The organism is Seohaeicola saemankumensis (assembly GCF_042678485.1).
GTDB classification, from domain to species: domain Bacteria; phylum Pseudomonadota; class Alphaproteobacteria; order Rhodobacterales; family Rhodobacteraceae; genus Seohaeicola; species Seohaeicola saemankumensis.
Genome location: NZ_JBHTKR010000004.1, coordinates 26,600 through 43,255, shown reverse-complemented (window position 1 = coordinate 43,255; position 16,656 = coordinate 26,600). Strand labels below are relative to the sequence as shown.

The window sequence follows — 16,656 nt, the reverse complement described above, 5'->3', positions numbered from 1 at the left end:
GCGGCCAAGTGCAAGACCCGCCGCGCGCCATGTCGTCGCGTCAGCGGCCGATCAAGGGCGCGTTCCGGCAGGCCTCGTCCGGGTTTTCCAGTTCGATCGTGCTATGGGTGATCGCAAAGCGGTCATGCAGCAGCGTCTTCAGGTCGGCCCGCACCTGGGACGCCGGACGCGTGCTGTCCAGCACGACATGCGCCTCGAGCGAGCTGGCATGCTCCTGCATCTGCCACAGATGCACCTGGTGCAGGTCTGCGACGCCGGGAACGGCGCGCATGTCGCCGATGACCTTTTGCAGCCGGGGGGTGTCGGGGCTTCCCAGCATCAGAAGACGCACCGCCGGAACCAGACCAAGACCGGCAAGCCACAGGATATAGCCCGCGATCACCAGGGTCAGGATCGGGTCGATCAGACGCCAATCGAACAGCAAGACAAGGGTGCCGCCCAGGATCAGCGCAAGCGATCCCATCGCATCTGCAAGGTTGTGCAGAAAGGCCGCGCGCATGTTCATGCTCTGGCGGCTGAGGCGGAAGGTCAGAAATGCGGTCACAAGGTCCACCACCAGTGCCAGGATGGCCACGATCACCACGATCCAGCCCTGCACCTCAAGCGGATCGAACAGCCGGAGAAACCCCTCGGCCAGAAGCCAGAGCGCGATCACGATCAGCGTGGTGTAGTTGACCAGCGCCGCGACCACTTCGATCCGGCCATAGCCGAAGGTCATCGCCTCGTCCGCGGGGCGGCGCGCCAGCTTGCGCGCGGCCAATGCGATGATCAGTGACAGGGCATCCGACAGGTTGTGGATGGCGTCGGCGATCATCGCAAGGCTGCCCGCCGCAACCCCCGCCAGGATCTGCACCACTGTCAGGAAAATGTTGACCGAAACGGCCGCCACCACGCGGCGGTCGCCTTCGGGCGGTTGCGCGTGTCGATGGTCGTGATCATGTGGCATGACGATGCGTCTTTCTTGCGGCGTCCGGCCGCTGGATCAATGCGCCTCGGCCCAGTTTGCGCCGCGTCCCGCATCCACGATCAGCGGCACATCAAGTTTCAGTACCGGCTCGCACGCGCCTTGCATGATGTCGCGGGCGGTTTCGATCAGATGATCTGCCGCCCCCTCGTCCACCTCGAAGATCAGTTCGTCATGGACCTGCAGCAGCATTGTCGCGGGCTGACCCTTGATCGCGTCCGGCATGCGGATCATGGCGCGGCGGATGATGTCGGCGGCGGTGCCCTGGATAGGTGCGTTGATCGCGGCGCGCTGGGCAAAGCCGGCGGTCGGGCCCTTGGCGTTGATATCGGGCGTGTGGATCTTGCGCCCGAACAGGGTCTGCACATAGCCATGTTCGCGGGCGAAGGTCTTGGTGGCATCCATGTAATCGCGAATGCCTGGGAAGCGTTCGAAATAGCGGTCGATGAACCCCTGCGCCTCGGCCCGCGGAATCCGCAGGTTGCGCGCGAGGCCAAAGCCCGAAATGCCATAGATCACGCCGAAGTTGATCGCCTTGGCGCGGCGCCGGATGTCCGGGGTCATCTGGTCCATCGGCACGTCGAACATCTCGGATGCGGTCATCGCATGGATGTCCTGCCCCTCGCGGAAGGCCTGTTTCAGCGCGTCGATCCCGGCGATATGGGCCAGGATGCGCAGTTCGATCTGGCTGTAATCGAGGCTGACCAGAACACGGCCCTGCGGCGCCACGAAAGCCTCGCGGATGCGGCGGCCTTCCTCGCTGCGGACGGGGATGTTCTGCAGGTTCGGATCGGTCGAGGACAGGCGCCCGGTGTTCGCGCCCGTCTGCATGTATGAGGTGTGAACCCGGCCTGTCTCGGGGTTGATATGGTCCTGCAGCGCGTCGGTATAGGTTGATTTCAGCTTGCTCAACTGCCGCCAGTCCAGCACGCGGGCGGGCAGATCATGCATGGTCGCCAGATCTTCCAGGACATCGGCGCCGGTGGCATAGGCGCCGGTCTTGCCTTTCTTGCCGCCCTCAAGGCCCATCTTGTCGAACAGGATCTCGCCCAGTTGCTTGGGGCTGCCGACATTGAAGGTCTCGCCGGCCAGTTCGTGAATTTCCGCCTCAAGCCCGGCCATCTTCTGCGCGAAAGCGTTGGACATCCGGCTGAGCGTGTCACGGTCCACCTTGACCCCGGCCATCTCCATCTGCGCCAGCACGGGCACCAGCGGGCGTTCAAGTGTTTCGTAGACCGCGGTGACACGGGACGTGGACAGCTGCGGGCGGAACAGCTGCCACAGGCGCAGCGTGATATCGGCATCCTCGGCGGCATAGGTCACGGCCTCGTCGATCGGGACGCGATCGAAGGTGATCGCGGCCTTGCCGCTACCCAGAAGCGGCTTGATCGGGATCGGGGCGTGGCCCAGGTAACGTTCCGACAGCGTGTCCATGCCATGCCCGTGCAGGCCGGCATTCAGCGCGTAGGACATCAGCATCGTGTCGTCGATCGGCGCGACCTTGATCCCGTTGCGGGCCAGGATCTTGGCATCATATTTCATGTTCTGCCCGATCTTGAGGATGCTTTCGTCCTCCAGCACCGGCTTGAGCGCGGCCAGGACATCCGCCATGGGCAACTGCCCTTCCGCCAGCGCATCCGATCCGAACAGATCATCCGCCGCACCCGCCTTGTGGCCCAAAGGGATGTAGCAGGCGCTGCCCGCCTCGACGCACAGCGAAATACCCACCAGATCGGCGCGCATCTCGTCCAGGCTGGTGGTTTCGGTGTCCACGGCCACAAGACCCCGGTCGCGGATCAGGGCGATCCAGCGGTCCAGTGCTGCCATGTCCGACACATGCTCGTATGTCTTGGGGAAGGGGATGGCCGCCGGCGTCGGCGCGCCTTGTTCGGCAGTCTCGCCCATGGGGGCGGCGCCAGCCGGATCCGTGTCGCGCATCACGGGTGCCTCGACACCCAGGGCGGCCGAAATGCGCTTGGTCAGCGTGCGGAACTCCATCTCGGCCAGAAAGGCCAGCAGCTTGTCGGGATCGGGGTCGCGGATCTCCAGATCGTCCAGCGTGAAGTCCAGCTCCATGTCGCAATCCAGCTGCACAAGGCGTTTGGACAGCTCGATCTGCGCGCGATGCTGCTGCAGCACCTCGCGGCGCTTCGGCTGCTTGATCTCGTCGGCACGATCCAGCAGCGCCTCAAGCGATCCGAACTCATTGATAAGCAGCGCCGCTGTCTTGATCCCGATCCCCGGCGCACCGGGTACGTTGTCCACCGAATCGCCCGCGAGGGCCTGTACATCCACCACATGTTCCGGCCCCACGCCGAATTTCTCGATCACGCCGTCGCGGTCGATGCGGCGGTTCTTCATCGGGTCCAGCATCTCGACCCCGTCGCCGACCAGCTGCATCAGATCCTTGTCGGAACTGACGATGGTCACGCGGCCGCCCGCGTCGCGCGCCTGGTGGGCCAGGGTGGCGATGATGTCATCCGCCTCGAAGCCTTCAAGTTCCTTGCAGGCGATGTTGAAGGCCTCGGTCGCGGTCCGTGTCAGCGGGATCTGCGGGCGCAGGTCCTCGGGCATCGCTTCGCGATTGGCCTTGTAGAGGTCATACATGTCATTGCGGAACGTATGGCTGCCCTTGTCGAAGATCACCGCCACATGGGTGGCCGCATCCGGTCCGCTGTTGTTCTCGACATAGCGCTGCAACATGTTGCAAAAGCCCGACACTGCCCCGATCGGCAGGCCGTCGGATTTGCGCGTCAGCGGCGGCAGCGCATGGTAGGCGCGGAAGATGAAGGCCGAGCCGTCGATCAGATGCAGGTGGCAACCCTTGCCGAAAGTCATGCGCGCCCCTTTCGCGGACCTTGTGCCCGCTGCTTCTTCTTGCTCAAAATATCCCCGCCGGAGGCTCCGGCCAGATCAGCCGAAAGGTTCGGCCCGCGATCAGACCTTGCCCTCGAAATCGCGGTGCACGTACTTGCAATCGCAATAGGGGCATTCCACCCAGCCATGTTCATGCGGGATCTGCAGCCAGACGCGGGGATGGCCAAGCGCCCCCTCGCCCCCGTCACAGGCCACGCGGTAGCTGTCGACAAGCTTTGTCTCTGGTGCCTCGATCGTCATCTCGGGACATTCCCTTTTGCGGTCAACTGGATTAGGTCCGTTATGAGCGATGAGGCGGGCAGGGGCAAGTAGGGGCAGATTGACCATGAGCGGCAATGCGATCGAAATCCGGGGACTTGAAAAGACCTATGGCGGATCGAAGGGCCAGCCCCGGAAACAGGCGCTGCGGGGCATCGACCTGGATGTGCCCACGGGGTCTGTCTTCGGGCTTCTTGGCCCCAACGGGGCGGGCAAATCCACGCTGATCAACATCCTGGCAGGTCTGGTCGTCAAGACGGCGGGACAGGTTCGCATCTGGGGTTTCGATCAGGATATCAATCCGCGCCAGTCTCGCGCGGCGATCGGGGTGATGCCGCAGGAGCTGAACCTCGATCCCTTCTTCACGCCCCGGGCCGCGCTGGAAATGCAGGCGGGGCTTTACGGGGTGCCGAAGGCGCAGCGGCGCAGCGACGAGATCCTGGCCCTTGTCGGCCTGTCGGACAAGGCCGAAGCCTATGCGCGCACCCTTTCAGGCGGCATGCGGCGCAGGCTTCTGCTGGGCAAGGCGCTGGTGCACCATCCGCGCATCCTGGTGCTGGACGAACCCACGGCGGGCGTGGATATCGAATTGCGGCAGATGCTGTGGGAAAATGTCCGCAAGCTGAACCGTGAGGGCATGACGATCATCCTGACCACCCATTACCTGGAGGAGGCCGAGGAGATGTGCGACCAGATCGCGATCATCAACCAGGGCCAGGTCGTGGCGCGCGACAGCACGGCGGCGCTGCTGGGTCAGATGGATCGCAAGACAATGGTCATCCATCCCGCAGAACCGGCCGAGCGGTTGCCCGAGGGGCCGGGGCTGGATGTCGCGCGTCGTGATGACGGATCACTGGCGATCAGCTATCATACCCGTCAGACAACCGCCGATCAGGTGCTTGAGGCGGTACGGGCCGCGGGCCTGTCGATCCGTGATGTGAAAACCGAGCAGGCCGACCTGCAGGATGTCTTCCTGAACCTGACCCGGTCTGCCTGACCCGGTCTGCCTCTTGGGGCCCGCGCGCCTTGTGGCGGCTTCGGGATGCGCTCCGCGCGGGGATATTTCAGGCAAGAAGAAGCGTAAGGGGCGTGCTCAATCTGCGCGTGGCAGCATCCGGCCCAGAACGCGACCGCCCAGGATATGCACATGCAGATGCGGCACCTCCTGCACACCGGCGGCGCCGGCGTTGGAAATGGCGCGGAACCCGCCGCCACCCATTCCCGGCTGGACACCCATGATCCGGCAGACCTCGCCGATGGCGCGGGTGAAATCCACGATCTCGGCATCGGTCGCGGCCTGCGCGAAGTGGTCATAGGTCACGTATGGGCCTTTGGGGATCACCAGTACATGCACGGGTGCCTGTTCGGAAATGTCATGGAATGCCAGGCTGTGTTCGGTTTCCAGCACCTTGCGGCTGGGAATCTCCCCGCGCAGGATTTTCGCGAAAACGTTCTGATCGTCGTAGCCATAGGGCATGGGGCACCTCAGTCTGCAAAAAGGTATTCGGTTGCGGCGATTTCATGGGCCTTGTCATGCGGAATGGCAAGGAATTGCGAGAGTTTCGCCGCATTCTCGGCGACCGGATCAACTTCGCGGATGCGGTGGTGGTGTTCGAAATTCTGGTCGCGGATACGATCGCTTTCGAAGGTCATGTCGTTGCGGATCGTCGGCAGCAACCGCGCCAGGGTTTCCGGCGGCGTGCGGTCACCGGCAAGGCCCACGCGCCTGGCATGTCCGATCAGGTAGTCGTCGGAGAACTGGCATTCGATCTCGAGCAGCCTTGTGGTGGAGCGGTCGCCGCAGAAATCCTGGATCAGGTCCAGATTGCCGGGGTCCATGCACACGATAAGCCGGTCGGTTTCGTAGTAGTCGAACAGCATCCGCATCAAGGCGCGGCGATGCCGCGTGCGTTTGCCCAAGCTGGACTGAATGCCGCCAAGGTCTGGCAGATACGTGCTTTCCTCGTTGAAGAGATATTCGATGACGGGAACATTGGTCACATGGCGGATCCGGTAGAGCAGGCGCTTGGCCACGTGCCATTTCTTGCAGACCAGGATCAGCAATTCCCGTTCGCGCCCCAGGGTGCTTTCGGTTTCCCAGAACCGCGAGGCAAAGCGCCGTCCGATCCGGCCCCGACCGGACAGGAACTGAAAAAGGCCGCGCCCTTCGTTCGAGATCGGGAACCGTACCCCTTCGGCGGCGTAAAGGTCACCCAGCCTTTCCTTCAGCCGCGTGGCGCCCGGGCTGATCTTGCGGGCGAACAGGAAATCCTGGCTGAGCAGCAGATCGTAGTGATCGTTGTAGAAGGTCACGGGCATCCCGTAATCCGAGAACATCAGGAAGGTCAGTGTCCTGCAGCGAATCTCGGATTCCGGGATCAGGTGGCGCACAAGTGTCTGGAAAAAGGTTTCATCCGGGATCCAGGTCGTGCTGAAAAAGCGCATCACGTCGCGCCGCTTGCGCGTGAAGTCCAGGATCCGTTCGATCGTGCGGCGGCGCAGGCACCACCACTGGCTGCCGATCTGGATCTGCAGGTCATGGGGGATGTCGCGTTTCAGCCCCAGCCTTTTCTGGATATCCAGCGACAGGTAGAACAGGCGCTTGTGGGTGCGTTCATTGAAGATATGCCGATAGGCCAGCCGTTCTTCCTTGATCCCCGTCTTGATCCAGTCGCTTTCAAAGAAATCGAAGCTTTCGATGTAATCGGCATCGTCGGCATCAAGGAAAGCATGTGCATATTCGGCCGATTTGATCGCCATGCAATCGCCCGAGAGCATGTAGAAATGGGTGGCACGGGGAAACGCCTCGACCGCGGCCTGCACGGCATTCAGCGTGGCCTTGACCAGTGACCACGAACCCCAGCCGCATTTGATCCGCCGCTTTGCGAAGACCACGTTCGGATTGTCACGCAGCGCATCGCGGATCATGCGGTAGTGGGCATCGCTGGCGCGTGCGTCGAAATGGATGGCCATGTAATCGCCAACCGCCGTCAGTCGCTGCGCCTGAGCGATGATCGCTTCGGGGTCCTTGTGGCATAGAAGAATGAATGCAATTCTTGCCATCAGAAAACCGAAAGCCTCTGGTTACACATGTCTGGTAGAGTGTTAGCGATCCATGAGCGATCAATAAACAGGGTTTATTTCGATTTTGCAAAGTTGGTATATGACGTCTCATAAAAAAGACGCAGGTTTTGGAGGCGGTTGAGATGGGATTTCCGGGTACATGGATGACGGAAAGCGAAAGCGTGGTCTACCGCGTGGTGCCGAAATGCGCCTGCTCGACCATCGGCCAGATCCTGTTCTATTCCGATCATGGTGAGTTCTTTGATGGCGACATTCACGACTCCACCAGTGGTCTGCACAAATGGGCGCAACCCGAAAGCCAGCTGCTGATCGAAAAGAACGTGAAGGAGCATGCATCTTACGCGTTTACCTGTGTACGCAATCCCTACACGCGGATCCTGTCCTCTTTTTTTGACAAGGTCTGCGGGATCCAGCGGAACGGACGGCGCTACCGGGGCAACCTGGTGCCGATGCTGACCCAGAAATACGGTATCGAAGTGGGCGGCGAGGACGGCAAGCAGGAATTCGACCAGATCGCAAGCTTCCGCCGCTTTCTGCTGTTCGCGCGCGATACCATCCGCTGGCGGCGTCCGATGGAACCCGATATCCACTGGTCGGCCATGGCGGGCCATGTGTCCACCTTCATCGTGAATGGTGGCCGCTATGACAGTATCTTCTGGACGGAATCCTTCAACGCGGGGATGCAGACCGTGCTGGATTCGATCGAGACACCCCACAAGGTCGATCTTGCGACGATCCCGCGTTTCAATGAATCCGAAGGGCACGGCCCCAAGCGCCTGCACCCGGTCGAGGATTATTTCGACGATCTGTCGATGCACCTGGTCTATGAGATCTACAAACGCGATTTCGAGCTGTTCAAATACGATTTCGAAAATCCCGCCAACAAAATGCCAGTGGGCGAGATCGACATGGACGAGGTGCACGCCAAGCTGGGTGACTGATCTTGCGCCTATGCGCGCATGAGGTCAGGCAGATCACCCGTCAGGCCGGCCGCTTCGCGGATGAACCCGCGGCGCAGTCCGGGCAGCGCATTGACGACACCCATGCCGATGTCACGGCCCAGCCGCAGCAGGGGGTTGTCGCTGGCGAAAACCCGGTTTGTCAGATCCGTTGCCAGCGCAAGCGTCGCCGTATCGAAGCGGCGCCACTGCTGATAGCGATCCAGAACGGCGCCAGCGGCGATATCCTCGCCGCGCTGGCGGGCTTCGGCCATCACTTGCGCCAGTGCCGCGATGTCACGCAGGCCCGCGTTCAGACCCTGACCCGCGACGGGATGCACGCCATGGGCGGCATCGCCCACAAGCGCCAGGCGCGGCGCAACAAAGCTTTTGGCCAGCGTCAGGTTCAGCGGATAGCTGTAGCGCGCACCGGCCAGCCTGATCTCGCCCAGGAAATCACCAAACCGGGGGCGCAGCATGGTCAGGTAATCCGCGTCCGACAGCGCATTGAACGACGCGGCATTGGCATGCGTTTCAGACCAGACGATGGAGCTGCGATTGCCCTTGAGCGGCAGGATCGCCAGCGGTCCGGGTGGCATGAAAAATTGGTGTGCGATGCCGTGATGGGGCAGATCGTGCTCGATCGCGCAGACCATGGCCGTCTGGCCATAGTCCCATCCGGTCCGGGTGATCCCCGCCCGTTCCGCCGTGCCCGAGCGACGCCCGTCGGCCCCGACGATGGCGCGCCCCGTCAGGGTCTTTCCTGACGCGAAAGTGATGCAGACCCCCTGCGGGCCGACCTTCTGTTCCACAACGGTTTCGCCGTTGCGGCGCGTGATCAAGTCATGGTCCGAAACCGCCGCAAGCACGGCCTGGCGCAAGTGGCGGTCTTCGACCATATGCCCCATCGGGCCTTCCTCGATCTCGGCATGGTCGAAATGCAGATGGAAGGGTGACAGCGGGCCTTCGCCCGCGCGCCCGTCGCTGACCTTGATTTCAAGCATCGGCTGGGCCTGGTCCGCCAGCGCATCCCACAATCCCAGCTTGCGCAGCAGCCGGACGGATGCCAGCGCCAAGGCATAGGATCGCCCGTCAAAATCTGCGGCGGCCATCTTTTCCGCTGGCTGCGCGTCGATCACGGTCGATGTCAGGCCGGACCGGGCCAGGGCAAGCGCAAGAAGCGGGCCATTCAGCCCGCCACCCACGATCAGGATATCGCTGTCATATGTCATGACGCAAATATGGGTGAATGGCCGGGATTGTCCATGCGCCTGTCTGCCGCTACCGTTCGTTTCACCACCATATGAGAGGGCGTGACATGCAGGATTGGCTGGGCCGCACGGCGGCAGAGCAGGGGCGGGCCATCGGCGCGGGCGATCTTGACCCCATCGATCTGACGCAGGCCTATCTGGATGCCATTGCCGCGCATCCCATGGCGGGACGCATCTATGCGCGCACCACGCCTGATCGCGCACTGGCCGAGGCCGGCGCGGCGCGGGCGCGCGCCAGAACGGGCATGCGCCTTTCGCCGCTGGATGGTGTTCCGATCAGCTGGAAGGATCTGTTCGACACCGCAGGCGTGGCGACCGAGGCGGGGACCGCGCTGCTCAAAGGGCGGGTGCCTTCGCGCGATGCCGAGGTTCTGCGTAACGCGACATCTGCGGGGCTGGTCTGCCTGGGCAAGACCCACACGAGCGAGCTTGCCTTCAGCGGGTTGGGTCTGAACCCGATCACGGCGACTCCGCCCAATGTCAACGATCATGCGGCTGTGCCGGGCGGCTCCAGCTCTGGTGCTGCCACATCCGTGGCCTTCGGGCTGGCGGCCTGCGGGATTGGCACGGATACGGGCGGTTCCGTGCGTATTCCGGCGGCCTGGAACGATCTTGTCGGTCTGAAGACCACGGCGGGGCGCCTGTCCTGCGCCGGTGTGGTGCCGCTGTGCGAGCGGTTCGACACGGTCGGCCCGCTGTGCCGGTCGGTCGAGGATGCGGCGCTGATGCTGGCCGTGCTGGAAGGCGGCAAGCCCGCCGATCTGCGCGGCGCCAGCTTGCAGGGGCGCCGCCTTGCGATCCTGAAAACCGTGGTGATGGACGATCTGCGCGATGGGCCGGCCAATGCCTTTGCCTATGCCGTGACCCGGCTTGAGGCCGCAGGCGCCGTGATCGACGAGGTCGAAGCCCCCGAGCTGGCCGAAGCGCTGGGTCTTGCGCCGATCGTCTTTACCGCCGAAGCCTATGGCATCTGGCGCGATGTGATCGAGGCCGCGCCGCATCTGATGTTCGACCAGATCCTTGAACGCTTCCGCAGCGGGGCGGGCTTTTCAGGCGCCGATTATGTCGCGGCCTGGCGCAAACTGGACGCGGGGCGGCAGGCGTGGCACGCGCGGATGGCAGGCTATGACGCCGTGATTTGCCCCACGGCCCCGAACCTGCCGCCGAACCTGGAACGTCTGATGGCGGATCACGACTATTACGTGACTGAAAACCTGCTGACCCTGCGCAACACCCGCGCGGGCAACCTGATGGGTCTGTGCGCCACGACTTTGCCCACAGGTACGCCAGGTTGCGGGATCATGCTGTTGGGGGCACCCATGTCCGAAGAAAGGCTGTTGCGCCTGTCGGCCGCCGCCGAGGCCGCGCTGCGCTGAGGTGCTTTGCCGGCGCGGACAGCAGGGCCGGGCATAATTGCCGCATCGCTTTTGCGGAAATGCCACAAGAGGCCGGAATGCCGCTGCTTTTTCTGGACGCAAGCCGCGCAGTTGGATAGTTTGACCTCAAACGGGACGATACGATCCCGATGATTGAGGCAGTACAAGAATGTTCCCCGAGCGGTTCTCGAACCTACCGGCCTATGCGTTCCCGCGTTTGCGGGCGCTTCTGGACGCGCATGCGCCCGGCGGCCCGGTCGTGCACATGACCATCGGAGAGCCGAAACACGCCTTTCCCGACTGGATCGGCCGCGTGATTGCCGAGAATATTGCCGATTTCGGCCGCTACCCCCCGAACGATGGCACACCCGAGTTGCTTGATACCATCGGCGGCTGGATCGCAGGCCGCTATGGCGTGCAGATCGACGCACAACGCCAGGTGATGACCGTGAACGGCACGCGCGAGGGGCTTTACAACGCCTGCATGGCGCTGGTCCCGGAGCAGAAGCGCGGGGCCAAGCCGGTGATCCTGATGCCGAACCCGTTCTATCAGGTCTACATGATCGGTGCGATTTCCGTGTCGGCCGAACCGGTCTTCGTGCCTGCCACGCGCGACGGTGGCTATCTGCCCGATTATACGGCCCTGCCGCCCGAAGTGCTGAACCGGACGGCTGCCGCCTATATCTGTTCGCCTGCCAATCCGCAGGGGGCCGTGGCCAGCCGCGATTACTGGCGCGACCTGATCGGGCTGGCGGAACGCCATGATTTCCAGATCTTCGCGGATGAATGCTATTCCGAGATCTATCGCGGCGATGTGGCCCCTGTGGGCGCATTGCAGGTCGCGGCCGAAATGGGGGCCGACCCCGAACGCGTCGTGATCTTTCATTCGCTGTCCAAGCGATCGAACCTTCCGGGGTTGCGGTCTGGTTTCATGGCGGGTGGTCCGCAAAGCATCGCCCGCGCCCGGCAGTTGCGCGCCTATTCCGGCGCGCCGGTCCCGCTGCCCTTGCAGCGTGTGTCCGAAACGGTCTGGGCCGATGAGGCGCATGTGATCGAGAACCGCCGTCTTTATGGCGAGAAGTACCTGGCCGCGGATCAGGTTTTCGCAGGCGTGAACAGCTACATGGGCCCCGCCGCGGGTTTCTTCCTGTGGTTGCCGGTCGATGATGGCGAGGCGGCTGCCCTGAAGCTGTGGCAGCAGACCGGCGTCAGGGTTTTGCCCGGCGCCTATCTGAGCCGCGATGTGAACGGGGAAAACCCCGGCAAAGGATATATCCGGGTCGCCATGGTGGCCCCGATCAATGAAATGCAGGCGGGGCTGATCGCCCTGCGCGACTGCATCTATGGTTAAGAGGACGAGGGCAGGCATGGCATATCAGACCCGAGGGCGCGATCCGCTGTTTGACAGCGACGTTCAGGCGGCAATCGAAAAGCGTGGCAAGGAATTGCTGGGGCTTGTGCTGATCGTTCTGGGATGCGCGGCGGCGGCGATGGTCATGTCCTATAATCCTGCCGATCCCTCGTTCCTGTCGGCGACAGATGCGCCGGTGCAAAACTGGATGGGGCGCATGGGCGCGACCATCGCCGCACCGCTGTTCATGATCGCGGGCTGGGGCAGCCTGGCCATCGCACTGGTGCTGATGGCCTGGGGCCTGCGCTTTGCGCTGCATGTCGGCGAAGAGCGCGCCATGGGCCGGTTGATCTTTGCGCCGATCGCCGTCGCGCTGTGCTCGGTCTATGCCGCGACACTGGTGCCGGGGGCCGTGTGGAAGGATACCCATCATTTCGGCCTGGGCGGTGTCTTTGGCGACATGATCATGGGAATGTTGCTGACGGCCGTGCCGCTTGGCTCGACGGTCGGGATCAAGCTGGCCTCGCTGGTTCTGGCGATCGCCATGCTGGCCCTGGGGGCTTTCGTGCTGGGCTTTACCCGGACCGAATTGAAGCGGATCGGGCGCTTTTTGCTTGTGGGCATGATCCTGACCTATGCGCGGCTGATGCAGGTCATGGGGCGCAGCGCCTCGGGAACCGTGCAAATGGCGCAGGGCCTTCAGGCCCGCGTTGCCGAGCGTCGGCTGATCCGGACGCGTGAGGCCGAAGACGCCATGGCCTGGGCGCAAACCCAGGCAGATCTGGCACCTTCCGTGCAGCCCGCGGCGATGCCGCAGGCCGCGCGCGGGTCCCTGGTTGCCCGCCGCAACGATGTGCCGCCGGCCCCCGCCGCCCCCACCCATTGGCACGAGGACGAGACCTGGCAGGATCAGGTTGAAACCTACGAACAGCCAGCGGGTCCGGTCGGCAAGATCAAGACCGGCCTGCTGTCGCGTGTCCCCGGTTTCGGCCGCCGCGCCGAAGCGATGCCCCTGCCGGAACTGGTGGAAACCTATCCCAGCATGGAGCATGAGCCGCATGACCTGATGCCCGGCGATGACCGTATCCGCGCCAAGATCGCCGATGTGATCAAGTCGCGCGTGCGTCCCGTGGCGCCGATGGCCCCTGCCCAGCATGCGCCCCTGACGCGCGGTCGTGGTCGCGGTCCCGATCCTCTTGTGCTCAACCCCGCGCGGCCGACGGGCCTCAAGGCTGAACCGCCGCTGACGGCGGCCCACAAGAGCGCCGTTGCAGCATCGGCCACCGTAGCCGTGGGGACCGCCGCGATGATGCAGGCGCCTGCCGCATGGTCGCAAGAGGCCGAAGATCACAAGGCCAACATCTTTGACGATGCGTATGACCCTGCCCATGACGCGGGTTTCGATGCTGTTGAGGAGTCCGATGACGAGTCCTGGGCGTTTCAGGCGTATCAGGCCGAAGGGCAGCCCGCGCCGCAGCCGATGCCGATCCCCGTCGCCCAGCCCCGGACCGTCGTGCAGCACCCGCCGCGCAAATCCGTGCAGCCTTCGACCCGCGCCCGCGCCGAAGCGCAGCCCAGGCTCAAGTTTGACGAGGATGATGCCGCCTATGAGCTGCCGCCGCTGTCGCTGCTGTCCAACCCCGCGCTGATCCAGCGCCATCACCTGAGCGACGAGGCGCTGGAACAGAACGCCCGGATGCTGGAATCGGTCCTGGATGATTACGGCGTCAAGGGCGACATCGTGTCGGTCCGCCCCGGCCCCGTGGTGACCATGTACGAGCTGGAGCCCGCCCCCGGCCTCAAGGCCAGCCGCGTGATCGGTCTGGCCGATGACATCGCGCGGTCCATGTCGGCCCTTTCGGCGCGTGTTTCGACCGTTCCGGGACGGACCGTGATCGGGATCGAACTGCCCAACGAGAACCGCGAAAAGGTGGTTCTGCGTGAAATCCTGTCGGCCCGTGACTATGGCGACAGCAACATGAAGCTGCCGCTGGCGCTGGGCAAGGATATCGGCGGCGATCCCATCGTGGCGAACCTGGCCAAGATGCCCCACCTGCTGATCGCGGGGACGACGGGTTCGGGTAAATCGGTGGCGATCAACACGATGATCCTGTCGCTGCTCTACCGCCTGACGCCCGAGGAATGCCGCCTGATCATGATCGACCCGAAGATGCTGGAACTCAGCGTCTATGACGGCATTCCGCATCTGCTGTCCCCCGTGGTGACAGACCCGAAAAAGGCGGTCGTGGCCCTGAAATGGGTCGTGGGCGAGATGGAGGAGCGTTATCGCAAGATGTCCAAGATGGGCGTGCGCAACATCGACGGCTACAACAGCCGCGTGGCGGACGCCCTGGCCAGAGGCGAGATGTTCAGCCGCACGGTGCAGACCGGGTTTGACGATGAAACCGGCGAGCCCGTGTTCGAGACCGAAGAGCTGATGCCCGAAAAAATGCCCTATATCGTCGTCATCGTGGACGAGATGGCCGACCTGATGATGGTCGCGGGCAAGGAAATCGAAGCCTGCATCCAGCGTCTGGCACAGATGGCGCGGGCCTCGGGCATTCACCTGATCATGGCGACGCAGCGGCCTTCGGTCGATGTGATTACCGGCACGATCAAGGCGAACTTCCCCACCCGGATTTCCTTCCAGGTCACATCGAAGATCGACAGCCGCACCATTCTGGGCGAAATGGGCGCCGAGCAGCTGCTGGGCATGGGTGACATGCTTTATATGGCGGGTGGTGCCAAGATCACGCGTTGCCATGGCCCCTTCGTCAGTGACGAAGAGGTGGAGGAGGTTGTGAACCACCTCAAGGCCTTTGGCCCGCCGGAATACATGAACTCTGTGCTAGATGGCCCGGATGAGGACCGCGAAGCCGACATCGACGCGGTGCTGGGCCTGGCCAGCGGTGGCAATACCGATCTGGAAGACGCGCTTTATGACACCGCCGTGGCGATTGTGGTCAAGGATCGCAAATGCTCGACCTCCTATATCCAGCGCAAGCTGGCCATCGGCTACAACAAGGCGGCGCGCCTGGTTGAACAGATGGAGGACGAGGGTGTCGTAAGCCCCGCCAATCACGTCGGCAAACGCGAGGTTCTGGTGCCGGAACGCTGATTGCCGGCTGGCCTGCCGATCACGGCGGCCTCTCGGCGGCGTCTCGTCTTTGTGACGCGATGGGCCGTGCAGAACCGCGCAAGCAGGGTTATATCTGAAGCATGAACATGATGCGTTTTCTTGCGGCCCCTGTCCTTGTGATGGCGATGGCTGTTCCGGCGGCGGCAGAGAAACTGTCCCTGTCGGCCTTGTCCCAATACCTCAACGGTCTGCGTACGGCGACCGGGGCCTTTACCCAGATCAACGGGGATGGCAGCATTTCGACCGGGACGATCTATATCAGCCGCCCCGGCAATATCCGTTTCGAATATGCGCCGCCCGACAGCACGCTGGTTCTGGCCGGGGCAGGCAGCGTGGCGATCTTCGATCCGAAATCGAACACGGGCCCGGAAACCTATCCGCTGTCACGCACACCGCTGTCGATCATTCTGGCTGATCAGGTGAACCTTGAACGCGCGCGGATGGTGCGCGGTCACAGCTATGACGGCACCGCGACCACGGTGATGGCACAGGATCCCGACAACCCGGAACTTGGAAATATCCAGCTGGTGTTTACCGACAACCCGATCCAGCTGCGGCAATGGATCATCAACGATGATGCGGGCAACAGCACGACCGTCGTGCTGGGCGAGATGCGGACAGGCACATCCATCGCCGCGCGTCTTTTCGATATCCAGCGCGAAGCGGATCGCCGCGCGCGGGATCGCTGATCCCGCAGGCCCGATGGCGCGTCAACCGCGCGCGATCTCGGCGCGCAGGGCCTCCATCAGATCCGTCAGGGTCTTGATATAGATATCCCCTGTCAGATGCCCGTTTGCGTCGAACTGGTCAGAGGTCTGCGCCAGCAGCATCTCGGGTCCTTGCAGGATGCGCGGGCGGAACGCCACCATGCAATTTCGCAGCATCACTTGCGCCCTTTCGCCGCCGGCGCGACCTGCGGTGGCCGACAGGATCGCCACGGGTTTGCCCGGCCAGGGCGAAGGCTTTGTGCGGCTGACCCAATCCAGCGCATTCTTCAACACACCCGATACACCCTTGTTGTATTCCGGGGTCGATATCAGCACCGCATCCGAGGCGGCGATCTGATCGGCCAGTTTCTGCACCGCGGCCGGGATACCCTCGGCATCCTCAAGATCACCATTGTAAAGCGGCAGGTTCAGATCCGCCTCGACATAGGTGGCATCGCCATAGAGGCGGGCCGCTTCAGCCAGAAGCTTGCGATTGAAGGATCCGGCGCGGAGGGAGCCGGAGATTCCCAGAAGGGTCGGTTTGGCCATGAATGTCACTCTTTGATCTGAAATTGTCCTGACACGACCTAAGCCTTTGACGGATCATGACAAGGTGCACAGACACACATGGCCTGTGATCGGGGCATATGCCCTGCGACGCAAAACGCCCCGCCTTTGGGGCGGGGCGTCT

Annotated in this window: 13 protein-coding genes; 6 read left to right on the top strand and 7 right to left on the bottom strand. The window is 63.2% G+C overall.

From position 1 onward, the window contains the following. Positions 1-40: 40 nt before the first annotated feature. The 3 genes from ACFQ3C_RS09940 to ACFQ3C_RS09930 all read right to left on the bottom strand — a co-directional run bounded on the left by ACFQ3C_RS09940 (position 41) and on the right by ACFQ3C_RS09930 (position 4,081). Positions 41-946 carry a cation diffusion facilitator family transporter gene (locus ACFQ3C_RS09940; RefSeq protein WP_380791240.1) on the bottom strand — a complete coding sequence of 302 codons (906 nt, stop codon included), beginning with the start codon at positions 944-946 and terminating at the stop codon, positions 41-43. Between the two features lie 36 nt (positions 947-982). After that, positions 983-3,802: a DNA polymerase I gene (polA, locus tag ACFQ3C_RS09935; RefSeq protein ID WP_380791238.1), complete on the bottom strand. Its 2,820-nt coding sequence runs from the start codon at positions 3,800-3,802 to the stop codon at positions 983-985. 99 nt (positions 3,803-3,901) lie between these two features. Further along, positions 3,902-4,081, bottom strand: coding sequence for a zinc-finger domain-containing protein (locus ACFQ3C_RS09930; RefSeq protein ID WP_380791236.1), 180 nt, complete (start codon positions 4,079-4,081; stop codon positions 3,902-3,904). 85 nt (positions 4,082-4,166) lie between these two features. Here ACFQ3C_RS09930 and ACFQ3C_RS09925 point away from each other — a divergent pair, with 85 nt between their 5' ends. After that, positions 4,167-5,096 carry an ABC transporter ATP-binding protein gene (locus ACFQ3C_RS09925; protein WP_380791234.1) on the top strand — a complete coding sequence of 310 codons (930 nt, stop codon included), beginning with the start codon at positions 4,167-4,169 and terminating at the stop codon, positions 5,094-5,096. Positions 5,097-5,192: 96 nt separating this feature from the next. On the opposite strand, the gene ACFQ3C_RS09920 is transcribed toward ACFQ3C_RS09925, so the two are convergent. Both ACFQ3C_RS09920 and ACFQ3C_RS09915 read right to left on the bottom strand, forming a co-directional pair. Then, a complete protein-coding gene (locus ACFQ3C_RS09920; protein WP_380791232.1) occupies positions 5,193-5,576 on the bottom strand; it encodes an HIT domain-containing protein in 384 nt (127 codons plus the stop codon). Between the two features lie 8 nt (positions 5,577-5,584). Continuing rightward, positions 5,585-7,162 (bottom strand): DUF5928 domain-containing protein, encoded by a 1,578-nt coding sequence (locus ACFQ3C_RS09915; RefSeq protein ID WP_380791230.1) that lies wholly within the window; start codon positions 7,160-7,162, stop codon positions 5,585-5,587. A gap of 143 nt (positions 7,163-7,305) precedes the next feature. Here ACFQ3C_RS09915 and ACFQ3C_RS09910 point away from each other — a divergent pair, with 143 nt between their 5' ends. Continuing rightward, on the top strand, positions 7,306-8,124 hold the full coding sequence (locus ACFQ3C_RS09910) for a sulfotransferase family protein (RefSeq protein ID WP_380791228.1): 819 nt from the start codon (positions 7,306-7,308) through the stop codon (positions 8,122-8,124). An 8-nt stretch (positions 8,125-8,132) separates the two neighbouring features. On the opposite strand, the gene ACFQ3C_RS09905 is transcribed toward ACFQ3C_RS09910, so the two are convergent. Then, positions 8,133-9,353: a UbiH/UbiF/VisC/COQ6 family ubiquinone biosynthesis hydroxylase gene (locus ACFQ3C_RS09905; protein WP_380791226.1), complete on the bottom strand. Its 1,221-nt coding sequence runs from the start codon at positions 9,351-9,353 to the stop codon at positions 8,133-8,135. Positions 9,354-9,439: 86 nt separating this feature from the next. Here ACFQ3C_RS09905 and ACFQ3C_RS09900 point away from each other — a divergent pair, with 86 nt between their 5' ends. The 4 genes from ACFQ3C_RS09900 to ACFQ3C_RS09885 all read left to right on the top strand — a co-directional run bounded on the left by ACFQ3C_RS09900 (position 9,440) and on the right by ACFQ3C_RS09885 (position 15,947). Further along, complete coding sequence (locus ACFQ3C_RS09900) at positions 9,440-10,768, top strand: amidase (RefSeq protein ID WP_380791224.1); 1,329 nt, start codon at positions 9,440-9,442, stop codon at positions 10,766-10,768. Positions 10,769-10,937: 169 nt separating this feature from the next. After that, positions 10,938-12,119 carry an aminotransferase class I/II-fold pyridoxal phosphate-dependent enzyme gene (locus ACFQ3C_RS09895; protein WP_380791222.1) on the top strand — a complete coding sequence of 394 codons (1,182 nt, stop codon included), beginning with the start codon at positions 10,938-10,940 and terminating at the stop codon, positions 12,117-12,119. 16 nt (positions 12,120-12,135) lie between these two features. Further along, complete coding sequence (locus ACFQ3C_RS09890) at positions 12,136-15,237, top strand: DNA translocase FtsK (RefSeq protein WP_380791220.1); 3,102 nt, start codon at positions 12,136-12,138, stop codon at positions 15,235-15,237. A 110-nt stretch (positions 15,238-15,347) separates the two neighbouring features. Next, the gene (locus ACFQ3C_RS09885) at positions 15,348-15,947 is read left to right on the top strand and encodes a LolA family protein (RefSeq protein ID WP_380791218.1); all 600 of its coding nucleotides are present in this window, start codon (positions 15,348-15,350) and stop codon (positions 15,945-15,947) included. Between the two features lie 21 nt (positions 15,948-15,968). Here ACFQ3C_RS09885 and ACFQ3C_RS09880 read toward each other — a convergent pair whose 3' ends face one another. After that, entirely contained in the window at positions 15,969-16,514 is a 546-nt protein-coding gene (locus tag ACFQ3C_RS09880; protein ID WP_380791216.1) for an NADPH-dependent FMN reductase, read from the bottom strand. Positions 16,515-16,656 lie beyond the last annotated feature (142 nt).

Excerpts from the sequence above, each read along its gene's own strand:
- ACFQ3C_RS09940 (WP_380791240.1), bottom strand. The coding sequence starts at position 946 with ATGCCACATGATCACGACCATCGACACGCGCAACCGCCCGAAGGCGAC.
- polA (WP_380791238.1), bottom strand. The coding sequence starts at position 3,802 with ATGACTTTCGGCAAGGGTTGCCACCTGCATCTGATCGACGGCTCGGCC.
- ACFQ3C_RS09930 (WP_380791236.1), bottom strand. The coding sequence starts at position 4,081 with ATGACGATCGAGGCACCAGAGACAAAGCTTGTCGACAGCTACCGCGTG.
- ACFQ3C_RS09925 (WP_380791234.1), top strand. The coding sequence starts at position 4,167 with ATGAGCGGCAATGCGATCGAAATCCGGGGACTTGAAAAGACCTATGGC.
- ACFQ3C_RS09920 (WP_380791232.1), bottom strand. The coding sequence starts at position 5,576 with ATGCCCTATGGCTACGACGATCAGAACGTTTTCGCGAAAATCCTGCGC.
- ACFQ3C_RS09915 (WP_380791230.1), bottom strand. The coding sequence starts at position 7,162 with ATGGCAAGAATTGCATTCATTCTTCTATGCCACAAGGACCCCGAAGCG.
- ACFQ3C_RS09910 (WP_380791228.1), top strand. The coding sequence starts at position 7,306 with ATGGGATTTCCGGGTACATGGATGACGGAAAGCGAAAGCGTGGTCTAC.
- ACFQ3C_RS09905 (WP_380791226.1), bottom strand. The coding sequence starts at position 9,353 with ATGACATATGACAGCGATATCCTGATCGTGGGTGGCGGGCTGAATGGC.
- ACFQ3C_RS09900 (WP_380791224.1), top strand. The coding sequence starts at position 9,440 with ATGCAGGATTGGCTGGGCCGCACGGCGGCAGAGCAGGGGCGGGCCATC.
- ACFQ3C_RS09895 (WP_380791222.1), top strand. The coding sequence starts at position 10,938 with ATGTTCCCCGAGCGGTTCTCGAACCTACCGGCCTATGCGTTCCCGCGT.
- ACFQ3C_RS09890 (WP_380791220.1), top strand. The coding sequence starts at position 12,136 with ATGGCATATCAGACCCGAGGGCGCGATCCGCTGTTTGACAGCGACGTT.
- ACFQ3C_RS09885 (WP_380791218.1), top strand. The coding sequence starts at position 15,348 with ATGCGTTTTCTTGCGGCCCCTGTCCTTGTGATGGCGATGGCTGTTCCG.
- ACFQ3C_RS09880 (WP_380791216.1), bottom strand. The coding sequence starts at position 16,514 with ATGGCCAAACCGACCCTTCTGGGAATCTCCGGCTCCCTCCGCGCCGGA.